The organism is Duganella sp. S19_KUP01_CR8 (assembly GCF_036688705.1).
Lineage (GTDB): Bacteria > Pseudomonadota > Gammaproteobacteria > Burkholderiales > Burkholderiaceae_D > Rugamonas.
Genome location: NZ_JAQQPR010000003.1, coordinates 288966 through 310557, shown reverse-complemented (window position 1 = coordinate 310557; position 21592 = coordinate 288966). Strand labels below are relative to the sequence as shown.

19 protein-coding genes and 1 pseudogene are annotated in these 21592 nt (G+C 67.4%); 16 read left to right on the top strand and 4 right to left on the bottom strand.

What is annotated here, in order from left to right; translation table 11 throughout:
• Positions 1 to 5 precede the first annotated feature (5 nt).
• Complete coding sequence (locus tag V6M89_RS05040) at positions 6 to 1163, bottom strand: response regulator (RefSeq protein WP_332852157.1); 1158 nt, start codon at positions 1161 to 1163, stop codon at positions 6 to 8.
• 203 nt (positions 1164 to 1366) lie between these two features.
• Between V6M89_RS05040 and bktB the strand changes: the two genes are divergently transcribed.
• The gene (gene bktB / locus V6M89_RS05035) at positions 1367 to 2548 is read left to right on the top strand and encodes a beta-ketothiolase BktB (RefSeq protein ID WP_332852156.1); all 1182 of its coding nucleotides are present in this window, start codon (positions 1367 to 1369) and stop codon (positions 2546 to 2548) included.
• A 112-nt stretch (positions 2549 to 2660) separates the two neighbouring features.
• Here the strand turns inward: bktB and V6M89_RS05030 are convergent, their stop codons facing one another.
• Positions 2661 to 3140 (bottom strand): hypothetical protein, encoded by a 480-nt coding sequence (locus V6M89_RS05030; RefSeq protein ID WP_332852155.1) that lies wholly within the window; start codon positions 3138 to 3140, stop codon positions 2661 to 2663.
• 236 nt (positions 3141 to 3376) lie between these two features.
• On the opposite strand from V6M89_RS05030, the gene V6M89_RS05025 reads away from it, so the two are divergent.
• The 15 genes from V6M89_RS05025 (at position 3377) to V6M89_RS04955 (ending at position 20484) form a co-directional block, all read left to right on the top strand.
• Positions 3377 to 5239 carry a DUF1302 domain-containing protein gene (locus V6M89_RS05025; RefSeq protein ID WP_332852154.1) on the top strand — a complete coding sequence of 621 codons (1863 nt, stop codon included), beginning with the start codon at positions 3377 to 3379 and terminating at the stop codon, positions 5237 to 5239.
• A gap of 13 nt (positions 5240 to 5252) precedes the next feature.
• Complete coding sequence (locus V6M89_RS05020; protein WP_332852153.1) at positions 5253 to 6608, top strand: DUF1329 domain-containing protein; 1356 nt, start codon at positions 5253 to 5255, stop codon at positions 6606 to 6608.
• 130 nt (positions 6609 to 6738) lie between these two features.
• Entirely contained in the window at positions 6739 to 7716 is a 978-nt protein-coding gene (locus V6M89_RS05015; protein ID WP_332852152.1) for a WD40/YVTN/BNR-like repeat-containing protein, read from the top strand.
• Positions 7717 to 7732: 16 nt separating this feature from the next.
• The gene (locus V6M89_RS05010; RefSeq protein ID WP_442881952.1) at positions 7733 to 10135 is read left to right on the top strand and encodes an efflux RND transporter permease subunit; all 2403 of its coding nucleotides are present in this window, start codon (positions 7733 to 7735) and stop codon (positions 10133 to 10135) included.
• On the top strand, positions 10132 to 10326 hold the full coding sequence (locus V6M89_RS05005) for a hypothetical protein (RefSeq protein WP_332852151.1): 195 nt from the start codon (positions 10132 to 10134) through the stop codon (positions 10324 to 10326). Before V6M89_RS05010 ends, V6M89_RS05005 begins: the two co-directional genes overlap by 4 nt.
• Before the next feature lie 10 nt (positions 10327 to 10336).
• The gene (locus tag V6M89_RS05000) at positions 10337 to 12559 is read left to right on the top strand and encodes a long-chain-fatty-acid--CoA ligase (RefSeq protein WP_332852150.1); all 2223 of its coding nucleotides are present in this window, start codon (positions 10337 to 10339) and stop codon (positions 12557 to 12559) included.
• A gap of 104 nt (positions 12560 to 12663) precedes the next feature.
• Positions 12664 to 13644, top strand: a complete 981-nt coding sequence (locus V6M89_RS04995) for a quinone oxidoreductase family protein (RefSeq protein WP_332852149.1) — start codon at positions 12664 to 12666, stop codon at positions 13642 to 13644.
• A gap of 10 nt (positions 13645 to 13654) precedes the next feature.
• Positions 13655 to 14503, top strand: coding sequence for a TauD/TfdA dioxygenase family protein (locus V6M89_RS04990; protein WP_332852148.1), 849 nt, complete (start codon positions 13655 to 13657; stop codon positions 14501 to 14503).
• Positions 14504 to 14520: 17 nt separating this feature from the next.
• Entirely contained in the window at positions 14521 to 15573 is a 1053-nt protein-coding gene (locus V6M89_RS04985; RefSeq protein ID WP_332852147.1) for a 3-keto-5-aminohexanoate cleavage protein, read from the top strand.
• A 5-nt stretch (positions 15574 to 15578) separates the two neighbouring features.
• Positions 15579 to 16862, top strand: coding sequence for an MFS transporter (locus V6M89_RS04980; RefSeq protein ID WP_332852146.1), 1284 nt, complete (start codon positions 15579 to 15581; stop codon positions 16860 to 16862).
• Positions 16859 to 17518, top strand: a complete 660-nt coding sequence (locus V6M89_RS04975; protein WP_332852145.1) for a DsbA family oxidoreductase — start codon at positions 16859 to 16861, stop codon at positions 17516 to 17518. The genes V6M89_RS04980 and V6M89_RS04975 overlap by 4 nt, the downstream gene beginning before the upstream one ends.
• Positions 17518 to 17844 carry a Rieske (2Fe-2S) protein gene (locus tag V6M89_RS04970; RefSeq protein ID WP_332852144.1) on the top strand — a complete coding sequence of 109 codons (327 nt, stop codon included), beginning with the start codon at positions 17518 to 17520 and terminating at the stop codon, positions 17842 to 17844. Before V6M89_RS04975 ends, V6M89_RS04970 begins: the two co-directional genes overlap by 1 nt.
• The gene (locus V6M89_RS04965; protein ID WP_332852143.1) at positions 17841 to 18857 is read left to right on the top strand and encodes a YeiH family protein; all 1017 of its coding nucleotides are present in this window, start codon (positions 17841 to 17843) and stop codon (positions 18855 to 18857) included. The genes V6M89_RS04970 and V6M89_RS04965 overlap by 4 nt, the downstream gene beginning before the upstream one ends.
• 21 nt (positions 18858 to 18878) lie before the next feature.
• Positions 18879 to 20075, top strand: coding sequence for a porin (locus V6M89_RS04960; RefSeq protein ID WP_332852142.1), 1197 nt, complete (start codon positions 18879 to 18881; stop codon positions 20073 to 20075).
• A gap of 10 nt (positions 20076 to 20085) precedes the next feature.
• On the top strand, positions 20086 to 20484 hold the full coding sequence (locus tag V6M89_RS04955; protein WP_332852141.1) for a hypothetical protein: 399 nt from the start codon (positions 20086 to 20088) through the stop codon (positions 20482 to 20484).
• Positions 20485 to 20488: 4 nt separating this feature from the next.
• On the opposite strand, the gene V6M89_RS30405 is transcribed toward V6M89_RS04955, so the two are convergent.
• Positions 20489 to 20779 carry a helix-turn-helix domain-containing protein gene (locus V6M89_RS30405; RefSeq protein ID WP_442881951.1) on the bottom strand — a complete coding sequence of 97 codons (291 nt, stop codon included), beginning with the start codon at positions 20777 to 20779 and terminating at the stop codon, positions 20489 to 20491.
• 132 nt (positions 20780 to 20911) lie between these two features.
• Positions 20912 to 21508: pseudogene (locus tag V6M89_RS30400) on the bottom strand (AraC family transcriptional regulator); the annotation flags it as partial.
• Positions 21509 to 21592 lie beyond the last annotated feature (84 nt).

Genomic DNA, 21592 nt, shown 5'->3' with positions numbered 1-21592 from the left:
CCCGCTCACGCCGCCGGCGCGATGTGGGCCATCGCGGCGGCCTGCCTGGCCATGTCGTGGTCGCTGTCGGCGAAGCGCGCGGCGATCTGCTGGAACGCCGGCAGGCAGGCCTGGAAGGCGTCGCAGATGTCGGGGTCGAAGTGGCTGCCACGGCCGTCGATGATGATCTGCACCGCCTTCTCGTGCGGCATGCCCTCCTTGTAGACGCGGCGGCTGATCAGCGCGTCGTACACATCGGCCACCGCCATCAGCCGCGCCGAGATCGGGATGGCGTCGCCGGCCAGGCCTTCGGGATAGCCGCTGCCGTCCCACTTTTCCTGGTGGGCGTAGGCGATCTCCTTGGCCAGGCGCAGGAAGTCGACGTCCATGCCCAGCTGTTGCTCGGCGTGGGCGATGGCGTCGCGGCCCAGCGTGGTGTGGGTCTTCATGATCTCGAATTCCTCCGGCGTGAAGCGGCCCGGCTTGAGCAGGATGCGGTCGGGAATGCCGATCTTGCCGATGTCGTGCAGCGGCGCCGACTTGAACAGCAGGGCGATGGTGGCGGCGTCGAGGAAGCGGCGGAAGCGCGGATGGTCGCGCAGGTGTTCGGCCAGCACCCGCACATAGTGCTGGGTGCGGCGGATGTGGTTGCCGGTTTCGTTGTCGCGCGTTTCGGCCAGCGAGGCCATGGCGTGGATGGTGACGTCCTGGATCGCGCCCAGTTCGCGCGTGCGGCGCTGCACTTCGCGTTCCAGGTAGGCGTTCTGGTCGCGCAGGAACTCGGCCGCGTCCTTGACCTTGAGCTGGGTGCGCACCCGCGCCAGCACCACCGGTGGGCTGATCGGCTTGGTGATGTAGTCGGCCGCGCCCATTTCAAGGCCGCGCGTCTCGTCGTCGCTGGAGGCCATCGCGGTCAGGAAGATGATGGGGATGTCGCGCGTGGCCGGATCGGCCTGCAGCAGCTGCGCCACCTCGTGGCCGGTCATGCCGGGCATCATGATGTCGAGCAGGATCAGGTCCGGCGGCGGCTGGTCGCGGGTGATCCGCAGGGCTTTCTCGCCATTGTTGGCGGCCTTGACGGTGTAGCTATCCTTGAGCAAGTTAGCCATCAGCATCAGGTTGTCGGGCGTGTCGTCAACCACCAGGATGACGGGTTTGGTGGGATGGTCGGGGGACAGGTTCATGCCTTGGCGCTCCGGTGGGTGGCCCGATTAGCTAGCTTGTTGCTCAGACTATAACGCTGCGCCCGACGGCTGTAAACATGCAGTTGGGTTTGCATATCGCGACAGCGTCTCGACACTTGACGACAGGGCGCCGCCGGCGATTGACAACGCCATCGCCGGCGCGCCAGACTGACCGGCCGATCAATCCGCACCGAGGAATCAGCATGACCCAAGACGTTGTTGTTTTAAGCGCAGTACGCTCCGCCATCGGCGCCTTCGGCGGCAGCCTGGCCGACATGGAGCCGGCCGACCTGGCCGCGCAAGTGATGCGGGCCGCCATCGCCCGCGCCGGCGTGGCGCCGGACGCCGTCGGCAATGCCGTGGTGGGCACCTGCATCCCGACCGACGCCCGCTATGCCTATGTGGCGCGGGTGGCGTCGGTGACCGCCGGCATGGGCAAGGATTCGGTGGCGATGCAGGTCAACCGCCTGTGCGCCAGCGGCTTGCAGGCGGTGGTTAACGCCGCGCAGGGCATCCAGCTGGGCGACTTTGAATACGGCCTGGGCGGCGGCGTCGAAGTGATGTCGCGCGGCGCCTACATGCTGCCGGCGTTGCGCGGCGGCGCCCGCATGGGCGACGCCAAGGCGATCGACATGATGGTGGCGGTGCTGACCGACCCGTTCGGCGTCGGCCACATGGGCATCACGGCCGAGAACCTGGCCGCCAAGTGGGGCATCACGCGCGCCGAGCAGGATGCGTTCGCGCTGGAGTCGCAGCGCCGCGCCGGCATGGCGATCACCGAGGGCCGCTTCGTCGGCCAGATCGTGCCGGTGCTGCGGCAGACCCGCAAGGGCGACATCGTGTTCGACACCGACGAGCATGTGAAGCCGAACACCACGCTGGAGACGCTGGCGGCGATGCGGCCGGCCTTCAAGCCGGACGGCTCGGTCACGGCCGGCAACGCGTCCGGCATCAACGACGGCGCCGCCTTCCTGCTGCTGGCCGACGCCGCCGTGGCCGCGCGCAACGGCCAGCGGCCGCTGGCGCGCCTGGCCGGCTATGCGGTGGCCGGTGTGTCGAACGAGCTGATGGGCGAAGGGCCGATCCCGGCCACCCGGCTGGCGCTGGCCAAGGCCGGCCTGCGGATCGACCAGATGGACGTGATCGAGTCAAACGAAGCGTTCGCGGCGCAGGCGCTGGCGGTCAGCCGCGCGCTGGAGCTGGACCCGGCCAGGACCAATCCGAACGGTGGCGCGATCGCGCTGGGCCATCCGGTCGGATGCTCGGGCGCCTTCATCGCCACCAAGGCCATCCACGAGCTGCACCGCGGCGGCGGCCGCTATGCGCTGGTGACGATGTGCATCGGCGGCGGGCAGGGCATCGCCGTCATCTTTGAGCGCTGCTAAAGCCAAGGCGTTTGACTATCACGCGGGTCGTGATATATTGATCCTGCAGTCCTACAGCCCCTATCGTTCAGTGTTACTTGCCTCGGCAGCGAGCGGGTAACAGTCTTTAGGATCAGCCACGGGGACTGCTCCCTCCTTTTCTGCGTATCGCCGGCAGTCCTTTCGGTATGACGTCATCGATGTACACGCTGCCGTGGATATCTGACCGGATCGGGACAATCAGATTGTATGTTCTGCTTGTAGCGTCTTGCATGGGGCCGGAGCCCAGATGAACGCGTGTGCCATCGGTGGCCGCGCTGGCGGTCGCGGCATCAGAACAACCGATGACTAACCAGTCAATAAATTGCTGGCCTGTGTATCCATCCTTTAAAACGCGACTCTGGTAGCCATGATTTGGCTTGAGCGGCAACACGGCAGGGCATTGATAGTCTTGCTTATCCCACAGTGCGGCTAGCAAGAATTTCAACGTTTCCTGCTGTTGTGGCGTCAGCCTGACTGCATTAGTGATCGTCAGCTTTTCAAGCTCTCCCTCTGTCTGAGCTCGCCGCACATATTCACGCAGCACCCGTTCTGCCGCCGCAGTCATCGCCATCTTTGCACCCCGGATTAAGCGGATAGGTTACGGCGGAAGAGGCGAGGCCTATCTGTGCTGGCGCAAAGCGCCCGCTACTGTGCGGTTGGTGCATACCTGTCGTGAAATGCGAAGTGGTCGTCATCAAATGGATGCGCGACTGCAAGCGACGAATTCTATGATGGCTTACCGTCGACGCCGACCGGACACCATAAGTCCGGCATTGATCGGCGGCCACAACATCTGGAGACAGCACGATGCACATCACCACCACTGGCGCGCCCCGGGGCGCCGCCACAGCCGTTTTGCGCCCTGCACCTTTGGTCCGCCACGCGATCGCCGCCGCTGCCGCCCTGTGCGCCATCGGCGGCGCCCAGGCGGCCGAGATCGATACCGGCAACCCCGACCTGGCGCTGCGTTTCGATAACACCATCAAGTACAACTACGGCCACCGCCTCAGCGGCCAGAACGCCTCGCTGCTGAAGTCGGCCAACTACGACGACGGCGACCGCAATTTCAACAAGGGCATGGTCTCCAGCCGGCTCGACCTGATGACCGAGCTGGACCTGGTGTTCGAGAAGCGCATGGGGATGCGCATCTCGGGCGCGGCCTGGTATGACGGCGCCTACGGCAGCCTGGACAACACCAACGTCGCCAGCTCCAACCACACCGACGGCGGCAAGCCGGCGATCGGCCTGTCCAACTACACCAAGCGCTACCACCGCGCCTCGGGCGAGGTGCTCGATGCCTTCGTGTTCGGCAATTTCGAAGTGGCCGACATGCCGGTCAACGTCAAGCTGGGCCAGTATACCGTGTACTGGGGCGAGAGCCTGCTGACGCCGATCCACGGCGTCAGCTACGGCCAGTCGCCGGTCGACCTGCTGAAGGGCTATTCGGTGCCGGGCTCCGAGGCCAAGGAACTGTTCCTGCCGCGCCAGGCCGTGTCGGCGCAATTCTCGCCGACCGCCGAACTGGGCTTCGCGGCGCAGTACTTCTTCAACTGGAAGCCGGCGCGCCTGCCGGAGTCGGGCTCCTTCCTCGGCTTTTACGACTACGCCTTCCAGGGCGGCGAATCGTTCATCCTCGGCCCGCTGGGCGCGCCCGCCGCGCGCCGCGCCGACAGCCGCGCGCCCAACAGCGGCGACTTCGGCGTCGCCACGCGCTGGAGCCCGGAATGGCTGGACGGCACTGCCGGCCTGTACCTGCGCCGCACCTCCGACCTGCTGCCGCAGGCCAACGTGCGCCTGGCCGGCTTGCCGACCGCCTTGTTCGGCGCCGGCGCGGTCGGCCAGGCCGTCTGCAAGGGATTTATTCCGGGCGCGGCGGTGGCGGGCAACAACTGCCTGTTCTATCCGGGCCAGCTGGGCGGCAACGAATACCAGCTCGAATACGCCAGCGGCATCGACGTGCTGGGCCTGTCGCTGTCGAGGAGCGTGGCCGGCGTGGCGGTGGGCGCGGACCTGTCCTACCGCCGCAATATGCCGATCTATTCCACCCCGGCGCTGCTGATGCCGGTCGGCACCAACGTCGCCGTGCTCAACGCCTTGAACGCCAAGGTGGCGCCAACCTTGGTGGTGGTGGCGGCCGACCTGCCCAAGCAGGGCGAGGTCAGCGGCACGCGCGGCAACACCATCCACGGCGTGCTGAACTTCCTCGGCACCACCGCCAGGACGCCGGTGGCCGACGCCTCCACCTGGGCGGTGGAATTCGTCTGGAACCGCGTGGCCGGACTGACGCAGAATCCGCAGTTCTTCCGTGGCCGCGACAGCTACAACGGCGTCGACAAGGTCAGCCATGACTTCTACGCCATGTCGGCCACCTACAGCTCGACCTGGTTCCAGGCGCTGCCGGGTGTCGACGTGTCGATGCCGCTGGCCTATTCGGTCGGCATAAAGGGCAATTCGGCGGTGCAGGCGGGCGGCAACAAGGGCGCCGGCAACTACTCGCTCGGCGTGTCGTTCGACGTGCGCCAGAAGTACCGCTTCGATCTCAAGTACGTCAGCTTCTTCGGTCCGCTGGCGACCGATCCAACCAGCGGCGCCGTGACGTCGTTCGGCGGCGTCACCTCGCTGCTCAAAGACCGTGGCTTCCTGGCCGCGACCTTCAAGACCACCTTCTGATTTGGGATCCATCATGAACTGTACACAAACCCTCATGCTGACCGCGCTGATGGCCGCTTTCGCCGTCCAGGCCGCCGTCACTCCGGAAGAAGCCCGTCAACTGGGCGCCACGCTGACCGCGGTCGGCGCCGAGAAGGCTGGCAACAAGGACGGCACCATCCCCGAGTACACCGGCGGCCTGGCGTCGCCGCCGGCCGGCTACGTCAAGGGCAGCGGCGTGCGTCCCGACCCGTATGCGGGCGAGAAGCCGCGCCTGGTCATCACCGGCAAGAACCTGGCCGGCATGGAAGACAAGCTGACCGCCGGCACGCGCGAATTGCTCAAGCGCTATCCCGGCTTCCGGGTCGACGTCTATCCAACCCACCGCACCGTGGCGCTGCCCAAGGCGCAGCTGGATAACACCGCGCTCAACGCCGTCAACGCCAAGGCCACCGACGGCGGCGTCGGCGTGGAGAACGCGCTGTCCGGCGTGCCGTTCCCTATCCCCAAGACCGGCAACGAGGTGATGTGGAATCACCTGCTGCGCTACCAGGGCCAGGCCTTCACCACCAAGTATGAATCGTGGAACGTCGATTCCTCCGGCACGCCGAGCCTGGCCACGGCCGGCGAGATCTTCGAGGAATTCCCGCTGGCCGATCCCAAGCACACCGAGGTGGCCAAACAGAACGACGTCTTCTTCCGCACCAAGCTGACCTACCTGGCGCCGGCCCGCCGCGCCGGCGAAGGCCTGATGGCGTTCGACGCCGTCAATCCGTCGGTGCAGCCGAGGAAGGTGTGGCAGTACCTGCCGGGCCAGCGCCGCGTCAAGCTGGCGCCGGACGTCGCCTACGACACGCCGAATCCCGGCGCCGCCGGCGCCGCCACCTACGACGACGCCTGGATCTTCAACGGCGCGCTGGACCGCTTCGATTTCAAGCTGGTCGGCAAGAAGGAGATGATCGTGCCATACGGCGAATACGCGCTGTTCGGCGCCAAGGTGGTGGCGGACGTGGTCAAGGCCAATCACCTGAATCCGGACTTCGTGCGCTGGGAGCTGCACCGCGTGTGGGTGGTCGAGGCCACGCTCAAGCCGGGCAAGCGCCACATCTACGGCAAGCGCACCTTCTACATCGACGAGGACAGCTGGGTGGCGCTGGCGTCGGACCAGTACGACGGCCGCGGCCAGCTGTACCGCTCTTCGTTCGATCACCTGATCTATGCGTACGACGTGCAGGCCACCTACACCGGCAACCACGTGATCTATGACTTCGTCAGCGGGGCCTACAACCTGACCGGCATGTCCGGTCCGTACGGCGGTCTGAAATACATCGATCCGTTGAAGCCTGCCCAGTGGTCGCCGGAAGCGCTGTCCGGCGCCGGCGTGCGCTAAGGCCACAGCACCAACCCCGTCGTTCCCGCGCAGGCGGGAACCCATGCTGAGTATCCTGCCCGGCAAAGTATGGATTCCCGCCTGCGCGGGAATGACGGTTTCCGGGCCGGTAGTCTTTTGCGAGTCCCCTATGTTTTCAGTTTTCCGTTTGCTGGCGCCGGCCCTGGCCGTTGCCCTGAGCATGTCACCGGCATCCGCCGCGCCGGCCGGCTTTGTCGATCCGCTGGTCCTGCCGGCCCAGCCCAGCCCTCTGGCCAGCCGCACCTTGGTCAACGGCGTGGCGGCCGCCGGCAAGCGCCTGGTGGCGGTCGGCCAGCGCGGCCACGTGCTGTACTCGGACGACCAGGGCGGCAGCTGGCGACAGGCCAGCGTGCCGCTGTCGACCGACCTGGTGGCGCTGACCTTCGCCGACGCGCACGAAGGCTGGGCGGTCGGCCACGACGCCGTGGTGCTGCACACCACCGACGGCGGCGCCAGCTGGCGCCGCCAATACGACGGCCGCAGGGATGTGCTGGCCGGCGACAAGCCGCTGCTCGATATCTGGTTCGACAACGCCGGCCACGGCCTGGCCATCGGCGCCTTCGGCCTGGCACTGCGCAGCGATGACCGCGGCCGCAGCTGGCGCCATTGCGAAGAGCTGCTGGACAATCCGCGCGCGCTGCACCTGAACGCCATCCGGATGGTCGGCGACGCGCTGTACATCGTCGGCGAACAGGGGCTGGTGCTGCGCCGCACCGCCGGCGCCGAGCGCTTCGAGGCGCTGCCCACGCCTTACCAGGGCAGCTTCCTCGGCGTCACCGGCGACGCCCGCACGCTGCTGGTCTACGGCCTGCGCGGCACCGCGCTGCACAGCGAGGACGGCGGCCGCAACTGGCAGCGCGCCAACACCGGCACCCAGACCGGCCTGACCGCCGGCGCCGTGCTGGCCGACGGCGCACTGCTGCTGGTCAGCCAGTCCGGCCAGCTGCTGCGCAGCCGCGACGGCGGCGCCAGTTTCGCGCCGATGGCCGGCATACCGCCGGGATCCGCCGCCGCCGCGCTGCCGCTGGATAGCCAGCGCCTGCTGATCGGCGGCGCGCGCGGCCTGCGCGTACAGCCACTCAAATAGAAAGACAAATATGGACATGAGATGCAATGGACCGGACAATCGACCGGATGATATGCCGGTGGTGCGCGAGCTGGCGGGTTTCGACCGCCGCTCGGGCAACTGGCTGGAACGGCTGGTGTTCAACCACCGCATGGCGATGGTGGTGCTGTGCGCGTTGGCCACGCTGGCGCTGGGCTGGCTGGCCGCCACCCGTTTGAGCCTGAACGCCAGCTTCGAAAAAATGCTGCCGCAAGGCCAGCCCTACATCCAGAACTACCTGCTGCACAAGCCGGCCCTGCGTGGCTTGGGCAACGCGCTGCGGGTGGTGGTGGAGAACCCGCAGGGCGATATCTTCGAGCCGCGCTACCTGGAGGCGCTCAAGCAGGTCAACGACAGCCTGTTCCTGACGCCCGGCGTCGACCGCGCCTGGATGAAATCGATGTGGACGCCGTCGGTGCGCTGGACCGAGGTGACGGAGGAGGGCTTCCAGGGCGGCCCGGTGATGCCGGACGGGTACGACGGCTCGGCGCGCACCGTCGAGCAGCTGAAGATCAACATCGCGCGCTCCGGCATCGTCGGCAGCCTGGTGGCGAATAACTTCAAGTCGACCATGGTGTTCGTGCCGCTGCTCGACAAGGATCCCGCCAGCGGCAAGGCGATCGACTACCGCGAGCTGGCGCAGGCCATTGAGAAGACGGTGCAGGCGCACCAGTCGGCCGCGTATCCGGTGAAGATCCACGTGATCGGTTTCGCCGAACTGATCGCCGAACTGCTGGCCGGCATGCGGCAGGTGCTGATGTACTTCGGCGCCGCCGCCGCCATCGCCACGCTGGTGATCTACGCCTACACCCGCTGCGTGCGTTCGACCGCGCTGGTGGTCGCCTGCTCGCTGGCGGCGGTGCTGTGGCAACTGGGCCTGGTGGCGGCGCTGGGCTTTTCGCTCGACCCGTTCTCGATCCTGGTGCCGTTCCTGGTGTTCGCCATCGGCGTCTCGCACGGCGCGCAGAAGATGAACGGCATCATGCAGGACGTGGGGCGCGGCACGCACCGCCTGGTGGCGGCGCGCTACACCTTCCGCCGGTTGTTCCTGGCCGGCCTGACCGCGCTGCTGGCCGACGCGGTCGGCTTCGCGGTGCTGATGATGATCGATATCCCGGTGATCCGCGACCTGGCCATGACCGCCAGCATCGGCGTGGCGGTGCTGATCTTCACCAACTTGCTGCTGTTGCCGGTGCTGTTGTCGTATGTCGGCGTGTCGCCGGCGGCGGCGGCCCGCGCCATGCGCGTGCACACCGGCGCGCCGCGCGGCATGGAACGCCTGTGGCGCGGGCTGGAACGCTTCGCCACGCCGCGCTGGGCCGGCGTGACCGTCGCCGCCGCGCTGCTGCTGGCGGTGGGCGGCTACGCGCTGTCGACCCGGTTGAAGATCGGCGATCTCGATCCCGGCGCGCCCGAGCTGCGCGCCGACTCACGCTACAACCGCGACAACGCCTACATCACCGCCAACTATTCGCTGTCGTCCGACCAGTTCGCGGTGATGGTCAAGACGCCGAAGGAGGGCTGCCTCAAATACGAAACGCTGATGGAGGCCGACCGCCTGGCCTGGGCGCTCAAGCAGGTGCCCGGCGTGCAGACCACGGTGTCGCTGGCCGACGCCGTGCGCCAGATCACCGCCGGCACCTCGGAGGGCAGCCCGAAGTGGCTGACGCTGTCGCGCAACCAGGACGTGCTCAATTACGGCGTGCAGCAGGCGTCGGTCAACAACCCCGAGCTGTTCGACCGCGATTGCGCGCTGATGCCGGTGATCGCCTACCTGTCCGATCACAAGGCCGAGACGCTGGAGCGGGTGACCGAAGCCGCCGCCGCCTTCGCCGCCGCCCACAGCACGCCGGAACGCCAGTTCCTGCTGGCCGCCGGCAGCGCCGGCATCGAGGCCGCCACCAACATCGTGGTGCGTGAAGCCAACCACAAGATGCTGTTGTACGTGTACGCCGCCGTCATCGTGCTGTGCTGGGTCACCTTCCGCAGCTGGCGCGCGGTGCTGGTGGCGGTGCTGCCGCTGGCGCTGACCTCCATCCTGTGCGAGGCGCTGATGGTCTTGCTGGGCATGGGCGTCAAGGTCGCCACCTTGCCGGTGATCGCGCTGGGCGTGGGCATCGGTGTCGATTACGCGCTGTACCTGGTGTCGGTGCAGCTGGCGCAGCAACGCGCCGGCGCCTCGCTGGCGGACGCCTACAGCCACGCCTTGCAGTTCACCGGCAAGGTGGTGGCGTTGGTGGGCGTGACGCTGGCGGCCGGCGTGGTGTGCTGGGCCTGGTCGCCGATCAAGTTCCAGGCCGACATGGGCGTGCTGCTGACCTTCATGTTCACGCTGAACATGGTGGGCGCGCTGGTGCTGGTGCCGGCGCTGTCGCACTTCCTGCTGAGGAAAGTCAAATGAGCGCCGGCGCGCCGCCGGCCTCGCCCGCGCTGACGGCGCAGCTGCAGACGCTGCGCGCCTGCGGCGCCTCGTACAACAAGATCGCCGCCACCCTCAACCGGAACGGCGTGCCGGGTCTGCAGGGCGGGCGCTGGTTCGCCGCCTCGGTGCGCCGCGCACTGCTGCAAATGCAGGCCAAGGAATCCACATAAGGAGTTTGCAATGCTAGGACTAATGCAGCACCAACCGCTGCTGGTATCGTCGCTCATCGAGCACGCCTGCCACGCCCACCCGGACCGGGAAATCGTGTCGCGCACGTCGGAAGGTCCGGTCCACACCTGCACCTACGGCGCGCTCGGACGGCGCGCCCGCCGGCTGGCGAACGCCTTGCTGCGTCTTGGCGTCAAGCCGGGCGACCGGGTGGCCACGCTGGCCTGGAACGGCTACCGCCACATGGAGCTGTATTACGCGGTGGCCGGCATCGGCGCCGTGCTGCACACGATCAACCCGCACCTGTTCCCGGAGCAGATCGAGTACATCGCCAACCACGCGCAAGACCAGCTGCTGTTCTTCGACATCGGCTTTGCCGGCCTGGTGTCGGACCTGATGCCGAAGATGAGGAGCGTGCGCGGCTTCTATGCGCTGACCGACCGCGCCCACATGCCTCCCTTGCCGGTGATCGGCTGCTACGAGGAGCTGCTGGCGACGGAAAGCGAGCAGTTCCTGTGGCCGCAACTGGACGAGGGCAGCGCCGCGGCGCTGTGCTACACCTCGGGCACCACCGGCAATCCGAAGGGCGTGTTGTATTCGCACCGCTCAACCGTGCTGCACGCGATGGCGGCCTGCGGCGTCGACGGCCTGGGGCTGTCCGGCGCCGACACCGCGCTGGTGGTGGTGCCGATGTTCCATGTGAACGCCTGGGGCATGCCGTATGCAGGCGCGTTGTGCGGCGCACGGCTGGTGTTCCCCGGCCCGTCGCTGGACGGCGCCAGCGTCTACCAGCTGATGCGCGAGCAGCAGGTTACGCTGGCGCTGGGCGTGCCAACGGTGTGGCTGATGCTGTTCCGCCATGTCGAACAGCAGGCGCTCGATCCACGGGAGGAGCTGTGCCTGCGGCGCGTGGTGATCGGCGGCGCCGCCGCGCCGTTGTCGATGATCGAGACCTTCGAGGACCGCTTCGGTGCCGAAGTGCTGCACGCCTGGGGCATGACGGAGCTGTCGCCGCTGGGCACCGTGTGCCGGCCCATGGCCAAGCACCACAAGCTGGATAAAGCAGCCTATCGCAAGCAGCAGATGAAGCAGGGCCGCCCGGTGTTCGGGGTGACGCTGAAGATTGTCGACGACGAAGGCAAGGCGCTGCCGCACGATGGCAGCGCGGCCGGCCGCCTGCTGTTGCGCGGTCCCTGGGTAGCCAGCGCCTACTACGGCGGCAGTGCCGGCGAGCTGCTGGATGCCGACGGCTATTTCGACACCGGCGATGTCGCCACCATCGACGCGGACGGCTACATGCTGATCACCGACCGCGCCAAGGACGTCATCAAGTCCGGCGGCGAGTGGATCTCCTCGATCGATCTGGAAAACGCCGCCATGGACCATCCTGCCATCGCCGAAGCGGCGGTGATCGGCGTCGCCCATCCGACCTGGCAGGAACGCCCGCTGCTGATCGCGGTGCGCAAGCCCGGCCAGAACGTCGCGGCGGCCGAGCTGCTGGCACACCTGTCTACGCGGGTGGCGCGCTGGTGGTGCCCGGACGAAGTGGTGTTTGTCGACCGCCTGCCGCACACCGCCACCGGCAAGCTGCAAAAGCTGGTGCTGCGCCAGCAGTTCCGCGACTACCAGTTGAAAAGCGCCGCCCCGGCCCGCGACGCCGACGCGGCCAGGACACCGACCCTGCTGATCGTGCCCGGCCTGCGCGACCATGTGCCGCAGCACTGGCAAACCCTGTTGGCCGAGGCCACGCCCGGCGCGCGCACCGTGCCGCCGCTGGAGGTGGACGGCTTGAGCTGCGAGGCGCGCGTGGCGGCGCTGGACGCGGAGATCGCCTCCATCGAGGGACCGGTGATCCTGGTCGCCCACAGCGCCGGCGTGCTGATGGTGGCTCATTGGGCTGCATGCCACCAGCGCCCGATCGCCGGCGCGCTGCTGGTCACGCCTCCCGATTTGAACGCCGAGTGGCCGGAACCCTATCCGCGTCCGGCCACCCTGGCGGCCAACGGCTGGACGCCGCTGCCGCGCCGGCGCCTGCCGTTCCCGGCGCTGGTGGCGGCCAGCAGCAACGACCACCTGGCCAGCCTGGAGGCGGTACGCGCGCTGGCCGATGGCTGGGGCGCCGAGCTGGTGGAACTGGGCGAGGTAGGCCACCTGAATCCGGCCTCCGGTTACGGCCCCTGGCCGCAAGCGGCGGCGCTGCTGGAGCGGCTGCTGAAGAAGACTGTCGCGAAATGAGAACGCGCTGTCGTCCTATGTTCGATTCCGGCCGGAAGACCGGGGCTATACTCGATAAAACACTGGGCGGCACGCACCACAAGTAAAGAACAAGGAGACATGGCATGGCAAAGGCAGTGCGTTTTAACACCACCGGTGGACCGGAAGTGCTGTACCTGGAGCAGGTCGAAGTTGGCGATCCGGGCCCCGGCGAGGTGCGGGTGCGCCATGTGGCGGTCGGCATCAACTACGCCGATACCTACTTTCGCAACGGCACCTACGCGATCCCGCTGCCGAATGGCATCGGCGTCGAAGCTTCCGGCGTGGTCGTAGCGCTGGGCGAGGGCGTCAGCCACCTGGCGCTGGGCGACCGCGTCACCTACACCGGCTTTATCAACACGCTGGGCGCCTACAGCAGCGAACGGGTGATATCCGCCGCGCCGCTGATCAAGCTGCCGGAGACCATCTCCTTCGAAGCCGCCGCCGCCGCCACCATGCGCGGCCTGACCGCGGCCTACCTGATGCGCCGCATCCGCGACTTCAAGCCCGGCGACACCATCCTGCTGCACGCCGCCGCCGGCGGCGTCGGCATGATCGTCTCGCAATGGGCCAAGCTGCTTGGCCTGAACGTGATCGGCACCGTGTCGACGCCGGCCAAGGCCGAACTGGCGCTGGCCCACGGTTGCAGCCACGTGATCAACTACAGCACCGAGAACGTCGCCGAGCGCGTGCGCGCGCTGACCGGCGGCGTCGGCGTCGACGTGGTGTACGACAGCGTCGGCAAGAACACCTTCATGGCCTCATTGGATTCGCTGCGCAAGCGCGGCCTGCTGGTCTGCGTCGGCACCGCTTCCGGCCCGGTACCGCCGTTCGATCCGGTGCTGCTGGCGATGAAAGGCTCGCTGTTCGTCACCCGTCCGGCGCTGGCCGACTACATCGCCGATCCGGCGGAGAAGGCCGCGCTGGCCGGCGAGCTGTTCGACCATGTCGGCAGCGGCCGCATCAAGATCGAGATCAACCAGCACTACGCGCTGGAAGACGCGGTGCAGGCGCACCGCGACCTGGAAGCCCGCAAGACCACCGGTTCGTCGATCTTCGTGATCTGAGGAGTATGCGATGCGAGTAGAACAACTGACCTGCGCCATCGGCGCCCAGCTGCACGGCGTGAACCTGGCCGACGCCATCAACGACCACTTCCTGTTCGACGACATCCGCGAACTGCTGCTGCGCCACCGCGTGCTGTTCCTGCGCGGCCAGGACTTCAGCCGCGCCGAGCATGTGGCCTTCGCGCGCAAGTTCGGCGAGCTGGAAGACCATCCGGTGGCGGGCAGCGATCCCGATCATCCGGGCCTGGTGCAGATCTACAAGAGCCCCGACCAGCCGGCCGACCGCTACGAAAACGCCTGGCATGCCGACGCCACCTGGCGCAACGCGCCGCAGTTCGGCGCGGTGCTGCGCTGCGTCCAGTGCCCGCCGGTCGGCGGCGACACCATGTGGGCCAATATGGCGCTGGCCTACGAGCGGCTGCCGGACGATATCAAGCTGAAGATCGAAGGCCTGCGCGCGCGCCACAGCATTGAGGCCAGCTTCGGCGCAGCGATGCCGATCGAGAAGCGCCACGCGTTGAAGGCGCAGTTCCCCGACGCCGAGCATCCGGTGGTGCGCACCCATCCCGAGACTGGCGAGAAGATCCTGTTCGTCAATGCCTTCACCACCCACATCAGCAACTACCACACGCCCGATCGCGTGCGTTACGGCCAGGACGCCAATCCGGGCGCCAGCCAGTTGCTCAGCTATCTGATCAGCCAGGCCTACATCCCCGAATACCAGGTGCGCTGGCGCTGGCAGCCGGACAGCGTGGCGATCTGGGACAACCGCGCGACCCAACACTATGCCGTGATGGACTACCCGCCATGCCATCGCAGGATGGAACGGGCAGGCATCGTCGGCGACGTACCCTATTAAAAAACCAAGGAGACACCATGCAATTTCTCGACGATTCCCTGCACCCGGAGAACCAGGACAAGGTAGTCATCACCACCGCGCCGTACGGCCCGGAGTGGGCGCCTGAAGACTTCCCGGAAGATATCCCGGTGACCATGGAAGAACAGATCCAGAAGGCGGTCGACTGCTACAACGCCGGCGCCACCGTGCTGCACCTGCATGTGCGCGAACTCGATGGCAAGGGCAGCAAGCGCCTGTCCAAGTTCAATGAGCTGATCGCCGGCGTGCGCGCCCGCGTGCCGGACATGATCATCCAGGTCGGCGGCTCGATCTCGTTCGCGCCGGAAGACGACGGCCAGGCCGCCAAATGGCTGTCCGACGACACCCGCCACATGCTGGCCGACCTCGATCCCAAGCCGGACCAGGTGACCGTGGCGATCAACACCACCCAGATGAACATCATGGAGCTGCTGTATCCGGAATACCTGGAAGGCACCTCGCTGGCCTCGCCGATGATGCACGCGGCCTACAGCGAAATGACGGTGCCGGCCGGCCCGGCCTGGGTGGCCGAGCACCTGAAGCGCCTGCAGGCTTCCGGCATCCAGCCGCACTTCCAGCTGACCGGCATGCACGCGCTGGAAACGCTGGACCGCCTGGTGCGCAAGGGCGTCTACACCGGCCCGCTGAACCTGACGTGGATCGGCATCGGCGGCGGCTTCGACGGCCCCAATCCGTTCAACTTCATGGACTTCATCCGCCGCGCGCCGGACGGCGCCTGCATCACGGCCGAATCGCTGCTGAAGAACGTACTGCCGTTTAACATGATGTCGATGGCGATGGGCATGCATCCACGCTGCGGCACCGAGGACACGCTGATCGGCCAACTGGGCCAGCGCATGACGTCGGTGCAGCAGATCGAGCAGTGCGTGCGCGTGGCGCGTGAACTGGGGCGCGAGATCGCCAGCGGCAAGGAAGCGCGCCAGATCTACCGCATCGGCGTGCAGTACAAGGATGCCGAGGAAACGCTGCGCATGAACGGCATGGCGCCGAACCGCGCACGCGGCCAGAAGAACGTACCGCTGCGGACCTGAGCATCATGGCCTTCCATCCCAACACCGACGCCGGCGACGACGATCCGGCCATCGCGCGGCCCTATGCCTGGCTGGTGTTCGCGCTGACCTTCGGGCTGCTGATCTCGGACTATATGTCGCGCCAGGTGCTCAACGCCGTGTTCCCGCTGCTGAAAAGCGAGTGGCTGCTGAGCGACTCCCGTCTCGGCCTGCTCTCGGGCATCGTCGCGCTGATGGTGGGCTTGCTGACCTTCCCGCTGTCGCTGCTGGCGGACCGCTGGGGCAGGGTGCGCTGCCTGGTGCTGATGGCCGTGCTGTGGAGCCTGGCCACCTTGGGCTGCGGCCTGGCGCAGAACTACGAACAGATGTTTGCGGCGCGCTTCCTGGTCGGCGTCGGCGAGGCTGCGTATGGCAGCGTCGGCCTGGCGGTGGTGCTGTCGGTGTTCCCCAGGCATTTGCGGGCCACGCTGACCGGCGCCTTCATGGCCGGCGGCATGTTCGGCTCGGTGCTGGGCATGGGCCTGGGCGGCGGCATCGCCGCGCACCTGGGCTGGCGCTGGGCCTTCGGCGGCATGGCGCTGTTCGGCCTGGCGCTGGCGCTGCTGTATCCAATGCTGGTGCGCGAGGCGCGCATCGCCCCCGGCCGCAGCGCGAATGATGGCCGGCAACGCGCGCCGCTGCGCAGCCTGTTCAACAGCGCCTCGATCCGCGCCGTGTATGTCGGCAGCGGCCTGCAGCTGCTGGTGGGCGGCGCCTTCATCGTCTGGATGCCCAGTTTCATCAATCGCTACTACGGCCTGGGCGCGGACCGCGCCGGCCTGGGTGCGGCGGTGGTGGTGCTGGCCAGCGGCGCCGGCATGATCCTGTGCGGCATGCTGAGCGACCGCATGTGCCGCAATGCGCCCGAACGCAAGATCTCGCTGGCGATCGCCTACTGCGTGCTCAGCTGCCTGTTGCTGTCGCTGGCCTTTGCGCTGGCGCCGGGCGTGCCGCAGATGGTGTTGATCTGCGCCGGCATGTTCCTGGCCGCCGGCACCACCGGCCCGGTCGGGGCGATGGTCGCCAACCTGACCCACCGCTCGGTGCATGGCACCGCGTTCGCCACGCTGACCCTGGCCAACAACCTGCTGGGCCTGGCGCCTGGTCCGCTGTTGACCGGCGTGCTGGCCGACCGCTACGGCCTGGCGACGGCCTGCCGGCTGGTGCCGCTGGTGAGCGTGGTGGCGGCCCTGGTGTTCGTCTATGCGCGCCGCCACTACCTGCTCGACGTGCGCAACGCCGCCAACCTGCAACTGAAAGAGGCAGCATGAGTACCACCTTGAATCTCCACGTCGGCTTCGATTTCATTTGTCCGTGGTGCCTGATCGGCAAGCGCCATCTGCAGGACGCGCTGGCGCAGCTGCGCGCCGAACGGCCGGAGGTGGAAGTGCAGCTGCACTGGCTGGGCGTGCAGCTGCTGCCGACCGTGCCGTCGCAGGGTTGGCCGTTCGAGGCTTTCTATCGCCAGCGCCTGGGCGGAGAAGCGGCGATGCGCCAGCGCCAGGCCATGGTGCAGCGCGCGGCTGACGCCGCCGGCGTCCGCATCGACTACGGCGCCATCGGCGTCATGCCGAGTACGGCCGACGCCCACCGGTTGCTGGCCTGGGCCGGCCTGCACGCCAGCGCGGCGCAGCGCGACGATTTGCTGGAGCGCCTGCTGCGCGCCTATTTCGAGGAAGGCGACGACATCGGCAATGCGGTGGTGCTGCTGGCGCACGGCGAGGCGGCCGGCTTGGACCGCGCCGCCATGCAGGCCGAATTGCGCGGCGCCGAGACGCCATACCGCTCCGCCGACGTGCGCGCCGGCATGAGCGGCGTGCCGTTCTTCTCCATCAATGGCAGGCTGACGTTGACCGGCGCCCAGGCGCCGGCGGCGCTGCTGGCCGCCATGCGCGACGCGCTGGCCGACGCCGACTCGCCAGCCTGATGAGCTTCCGCATTGAAATCGAGCCCGCCCGGCTGCCGGCGGCGGGCGGTCACGCCTGGCTGCGGCTGGAAGGCTGGTGCATCGCCCTGTTCCACGCCGACGGCCGCTACTACGCGCTGGACGACAGCTGCCCGCACCAGGGCGCCTCGCTGGCGGGCGGCAAGGTGGTCGATGGCAAGGTGCAGTGCCCGGCGCACGGCCTGCGCTTCGACCTCGCCACCGGCTGCCTGCAAAACGTGCCGACGGTGAAAGTCGTCACCTATCCCATCCACATTGAAGAGGGCAGGGTTTATCTGAGCCTGCCCGGCCCGGAGTCCACAACATGAATACCGCAGTCCTGAGCAGTGCCCATCAACGTGCGCGCGCGCTGGCGCCGGGCTTCGTCGTCAGCGCGATGGTGGCCGCCGCCGCCAGTTTCCTGTCCGAGCACTACGGCGCGCCGGTGATGCTGTTTGCCCTGTTGCTGGGCATGGCGCTGAATTTCCTGTCGGCCGAGGGCCAGTGCAAGCCCGGCATCGAATACACGGCGCGCACCGTGCTGCGGCTGGGCGTGGCGCTGCTGGGCCTGCGCCTGACGCTGGCGCAGATGGCGGCGCTGGGCTGGCGGCCGGTGGTGATGGTGGTACTGATCGTCACCGTCACCATCCTGCTGTCCATCGTGGTGGCCAAGGCGCTGGGCTTCAATCGGCTGTTCGGCCTGCTGACCGGGGGCGCCACGGCGATCTGTGGCGCCTCGGCCGCGCTGGCGCTGGCCGCCGCGCTGCCTGCGCATCCGCAAAAGGAAAAAGCCACGCTGTTCACGGTGATCGGCGTGTCGGCGCTGTCGACGGTGGCGATGATCGCCTACCCGATGATATGCCGCTGGTTCGAGCTGTCGCCGCAGCAGGCCGGCGTGTTCCTGGGCGGGACCATCCACGACGTCGCCCAGGTGGTCGGCGCCGGCTACAGCATGTCGCGCGAGACCGGCGACGCCGCCACCGTGGTCAAGCTGATGCGGGTGGCGATGCTGCTGCCGGTGATCCTGTGCGCCACGCTGGTCACGCGCGCGCAGAGCGCCAGTGCAGGCGAGGGCGGCAAGCGGCCGCCGCTGCTGCCCGGCTTCGCGGTCGGCTTCCTGGTACTGGCCTGCATCAACAGCACCGGTTGGGTGCCGGCGGCCGTGCAACAACTGGGCAACGACGCATCGCGTTGGGCGCTGACCATCGCGATCAGTGCGCTGGGCATGAAAACCCAGCTGAAGGAATTGGCGGCGGTCGGCATCAAGCCGATCGCGCTGATGGTGGGAGAGACAGTGTTCCTGGCTGCATTGGTGATGTTGCTGATGCACTGGGGCCTGTAAACTAAAACGATAGGGATCACCATGAAAAAAACGATATTGGCCTGCGCTGTGCTAACCGCGTGCAGCCACGCCGGCGCCGACCAGGGCAGCTTGAACATCAGCGGCTTCGGCTCGCTGGGCGTCGCCAAGAGCAACACCAATGAAGCGCAGTTTGTCCGCTACAACCAGGCCGAAGGCATCGGCGACCAGGCCCGTATCGGCCTGGACACCAATCTGGGCCTGCAGGCGAGCTATGGCTTCAACGAGCGCCTGTCCGACACCGTGCAGGTGCTGACCCGCAAGAATACCAGCCCGACTTTTACCACCGACCTGACCTGGGCTTTCCTCAAGTACAAGGCCACCGATGAACTGAACGTGCGCGTCGGCCGCGTCGCGCTGCCGGTGTTCATGATCTCGGATTACCAGAACGTCGGCTACGCCAACACCATGATGCGGCCGCCGGTCGAGATGTACGCGCAGGCGCCGATCGAGTCGGGCGACGGCATCGACTTCAACTACCAGCACGCGCTGGGCGACACCACGCTGAACGCGCAGGGCGTGCTGGGTGTCAGCCGGGGCAAGCTGTTCCTGGTCAGCACCGGCACGGTGGCGACCTACCGCGCGCCGGTGCGCGGCCTGAGCGTATCGGCCGAGCACGGCCCGCTGACGCTGCGCGCGGCTTGGCTGGGCGCATCCATGAGCAGCAACGACATCACGCCGGTCAATGCATTGGCCGGCACGCTGCGCAACGCCGGCTTCGGCCAGTTGGGCGACGACCTCGCGGTCAGCGGCAAGAAGATGACCTTCGCCGCCGTCGGCGCCACGCTGGACTGGAACAAGCTGCTGCTGCAGGCGGAGTACGGCCAGCGGCGCGCCAAGGACAAGGTCTACATCCCCGACACCAATTCCTGGTACGCCATGGCCGGCTACCGCATCGGCAAGGTGCTGCCTTACTACACCCACGCGGTGGCCAAGAGCGCCGGTACCTCGATCACGCTGCCGGCGGGCTTCCCGGCCAGCGGCGCCTTGTCCGGCGCGGTGCGCGGCGCGCTGACCGCGTCGGAGCAAAGTTCCGATACGCTGGGCGTGCGCTGGGACTTCACCAAGTCCATCGACCTCAAGGTGCAAGTGGACCGGGTCCATCCGCACCAGCGCAACGGCATGCTGATCTACGCACCGGCCGCCGGCTTGCAGCGCAGCGTGACCGTGGCCGCCGCCTCGCTTGATTTTGTCTTCTAAGGAACCCTCCATGCATAAGCTGAATCTCGCCGCCATGTTGTGCGCAGCCGCGCTGACGGCGCGCGCGGAAACCGTCGTCATCGTCAACAAGGCCAACCCGGCCACCCGCATGTTCTCGGAGCAGGCGGCCCAGTTCTTCCTCGGTAAATCGAATATGTTCACGCCGGTCGACCAGGCGGAGAGCTCGGCCATCCGCGCCGAGTTCTATCACAAGGTGGCGGACAAGGACCCGGCGCAGGTAAAGGCGATCTGGTCCAAGCTGGTGTTTACCGGCAAGGCCACGGCGCCGAGGGAATTCGGTTCGAATGCGGAGGTCAAGAAGGCTGTCGCGGCCGATCCGAAAGCCATCGGCTACATCGACAAGGCGGCGCTGGACGACAGCGTCAAGATGATCCTCAGCCTGCCTTAAAGGCTTACACCGGGCTCGCGTAGGGTTTGCCGTTGGCGGCCCGCCACGCGGCCGGCGTCGCGCCGAACTGGGCGGTGAACCAGCGCGTGAAGCTGCTGGCCATGGAATAGCCCAGCAGGTCGCCGATGCGCGCCAGCGAGTAGCTGGGGTTGTTCATATAGCGCTGCACCAGGTCGCGCCGCACTTCGTTGATCAAGTCGCTGAAGTTGGCGCCGTCGTCCTCCAGACGGCGCTGCAGCGTGCGCACGTTCATGCCCAGCGCCTGGGCGATCTGCTCGATGGTGGCGCGGCCCATCGGTAGCAGCAGGTAGATCGCCTTGCGCACCTCGAACACCAGCGACGCTTCTCCCACGGCCGGCAGCGAGTCGACAAAGCGCTGCGCATAGCGCGCCATGGCGGGATCGGCGCGCGGGTTGGGCGCGTCGAAGGCGGCGGCAGGGCAGGCGATGCCGTTGAACTCGGCGCCGAACTGCACCGGGCAACCGAACACGCGGCGGTGGATGCGGCTGTCTTCCGGCGCATCGTGGCTGAAATTGACGCTGGCCGGGCGCCATGCCGCGCCCAGCAGGCTGGCGCACAGCCGCGCCATCACGCCCAGCGCCAGTTCGATGGCCTGGCGGGCCGGCAGCGGGGTGTCGGTCACCACTTCCTCGCGGATGATCACCATGTCGCCCGCTTCTTCGAGATAGATGGCCAGCGCGCGGTTGAGCAGATGGCGGTATTGCACCGTCACATTCAGCGCATCGCGCAGTGTGGCCTGGTGGGTCAGCAGCAGGGCCACCGCGCCCAGGTCGGAAAACTGGCGCGACTCGGCCATGCGCAGGCCGAAAGTGGGGCAGCCGCTGCGGGCGGCGGCGTTTTCCAGCAATTGCACGGCGGCGTGCACGGGGATGGAAAAGTCCGGGTCCTGCAACATCTTCTTGTTCAGTCCCACCTCGGCCAGTTCGGCTTGTGGATTCAGGCCCAGGTGCAGGGCGACTTCCAGGAAGTTGGTGAGTACGGCTGCGCGGACCAGTGTGGGCATTAAGGGGTATTTCCTTTGGTATGCCGGCACGGGGAGACCGACCGGGAAATTGTAACGGTGATCGCTTGCTATTGGCAACCGGAA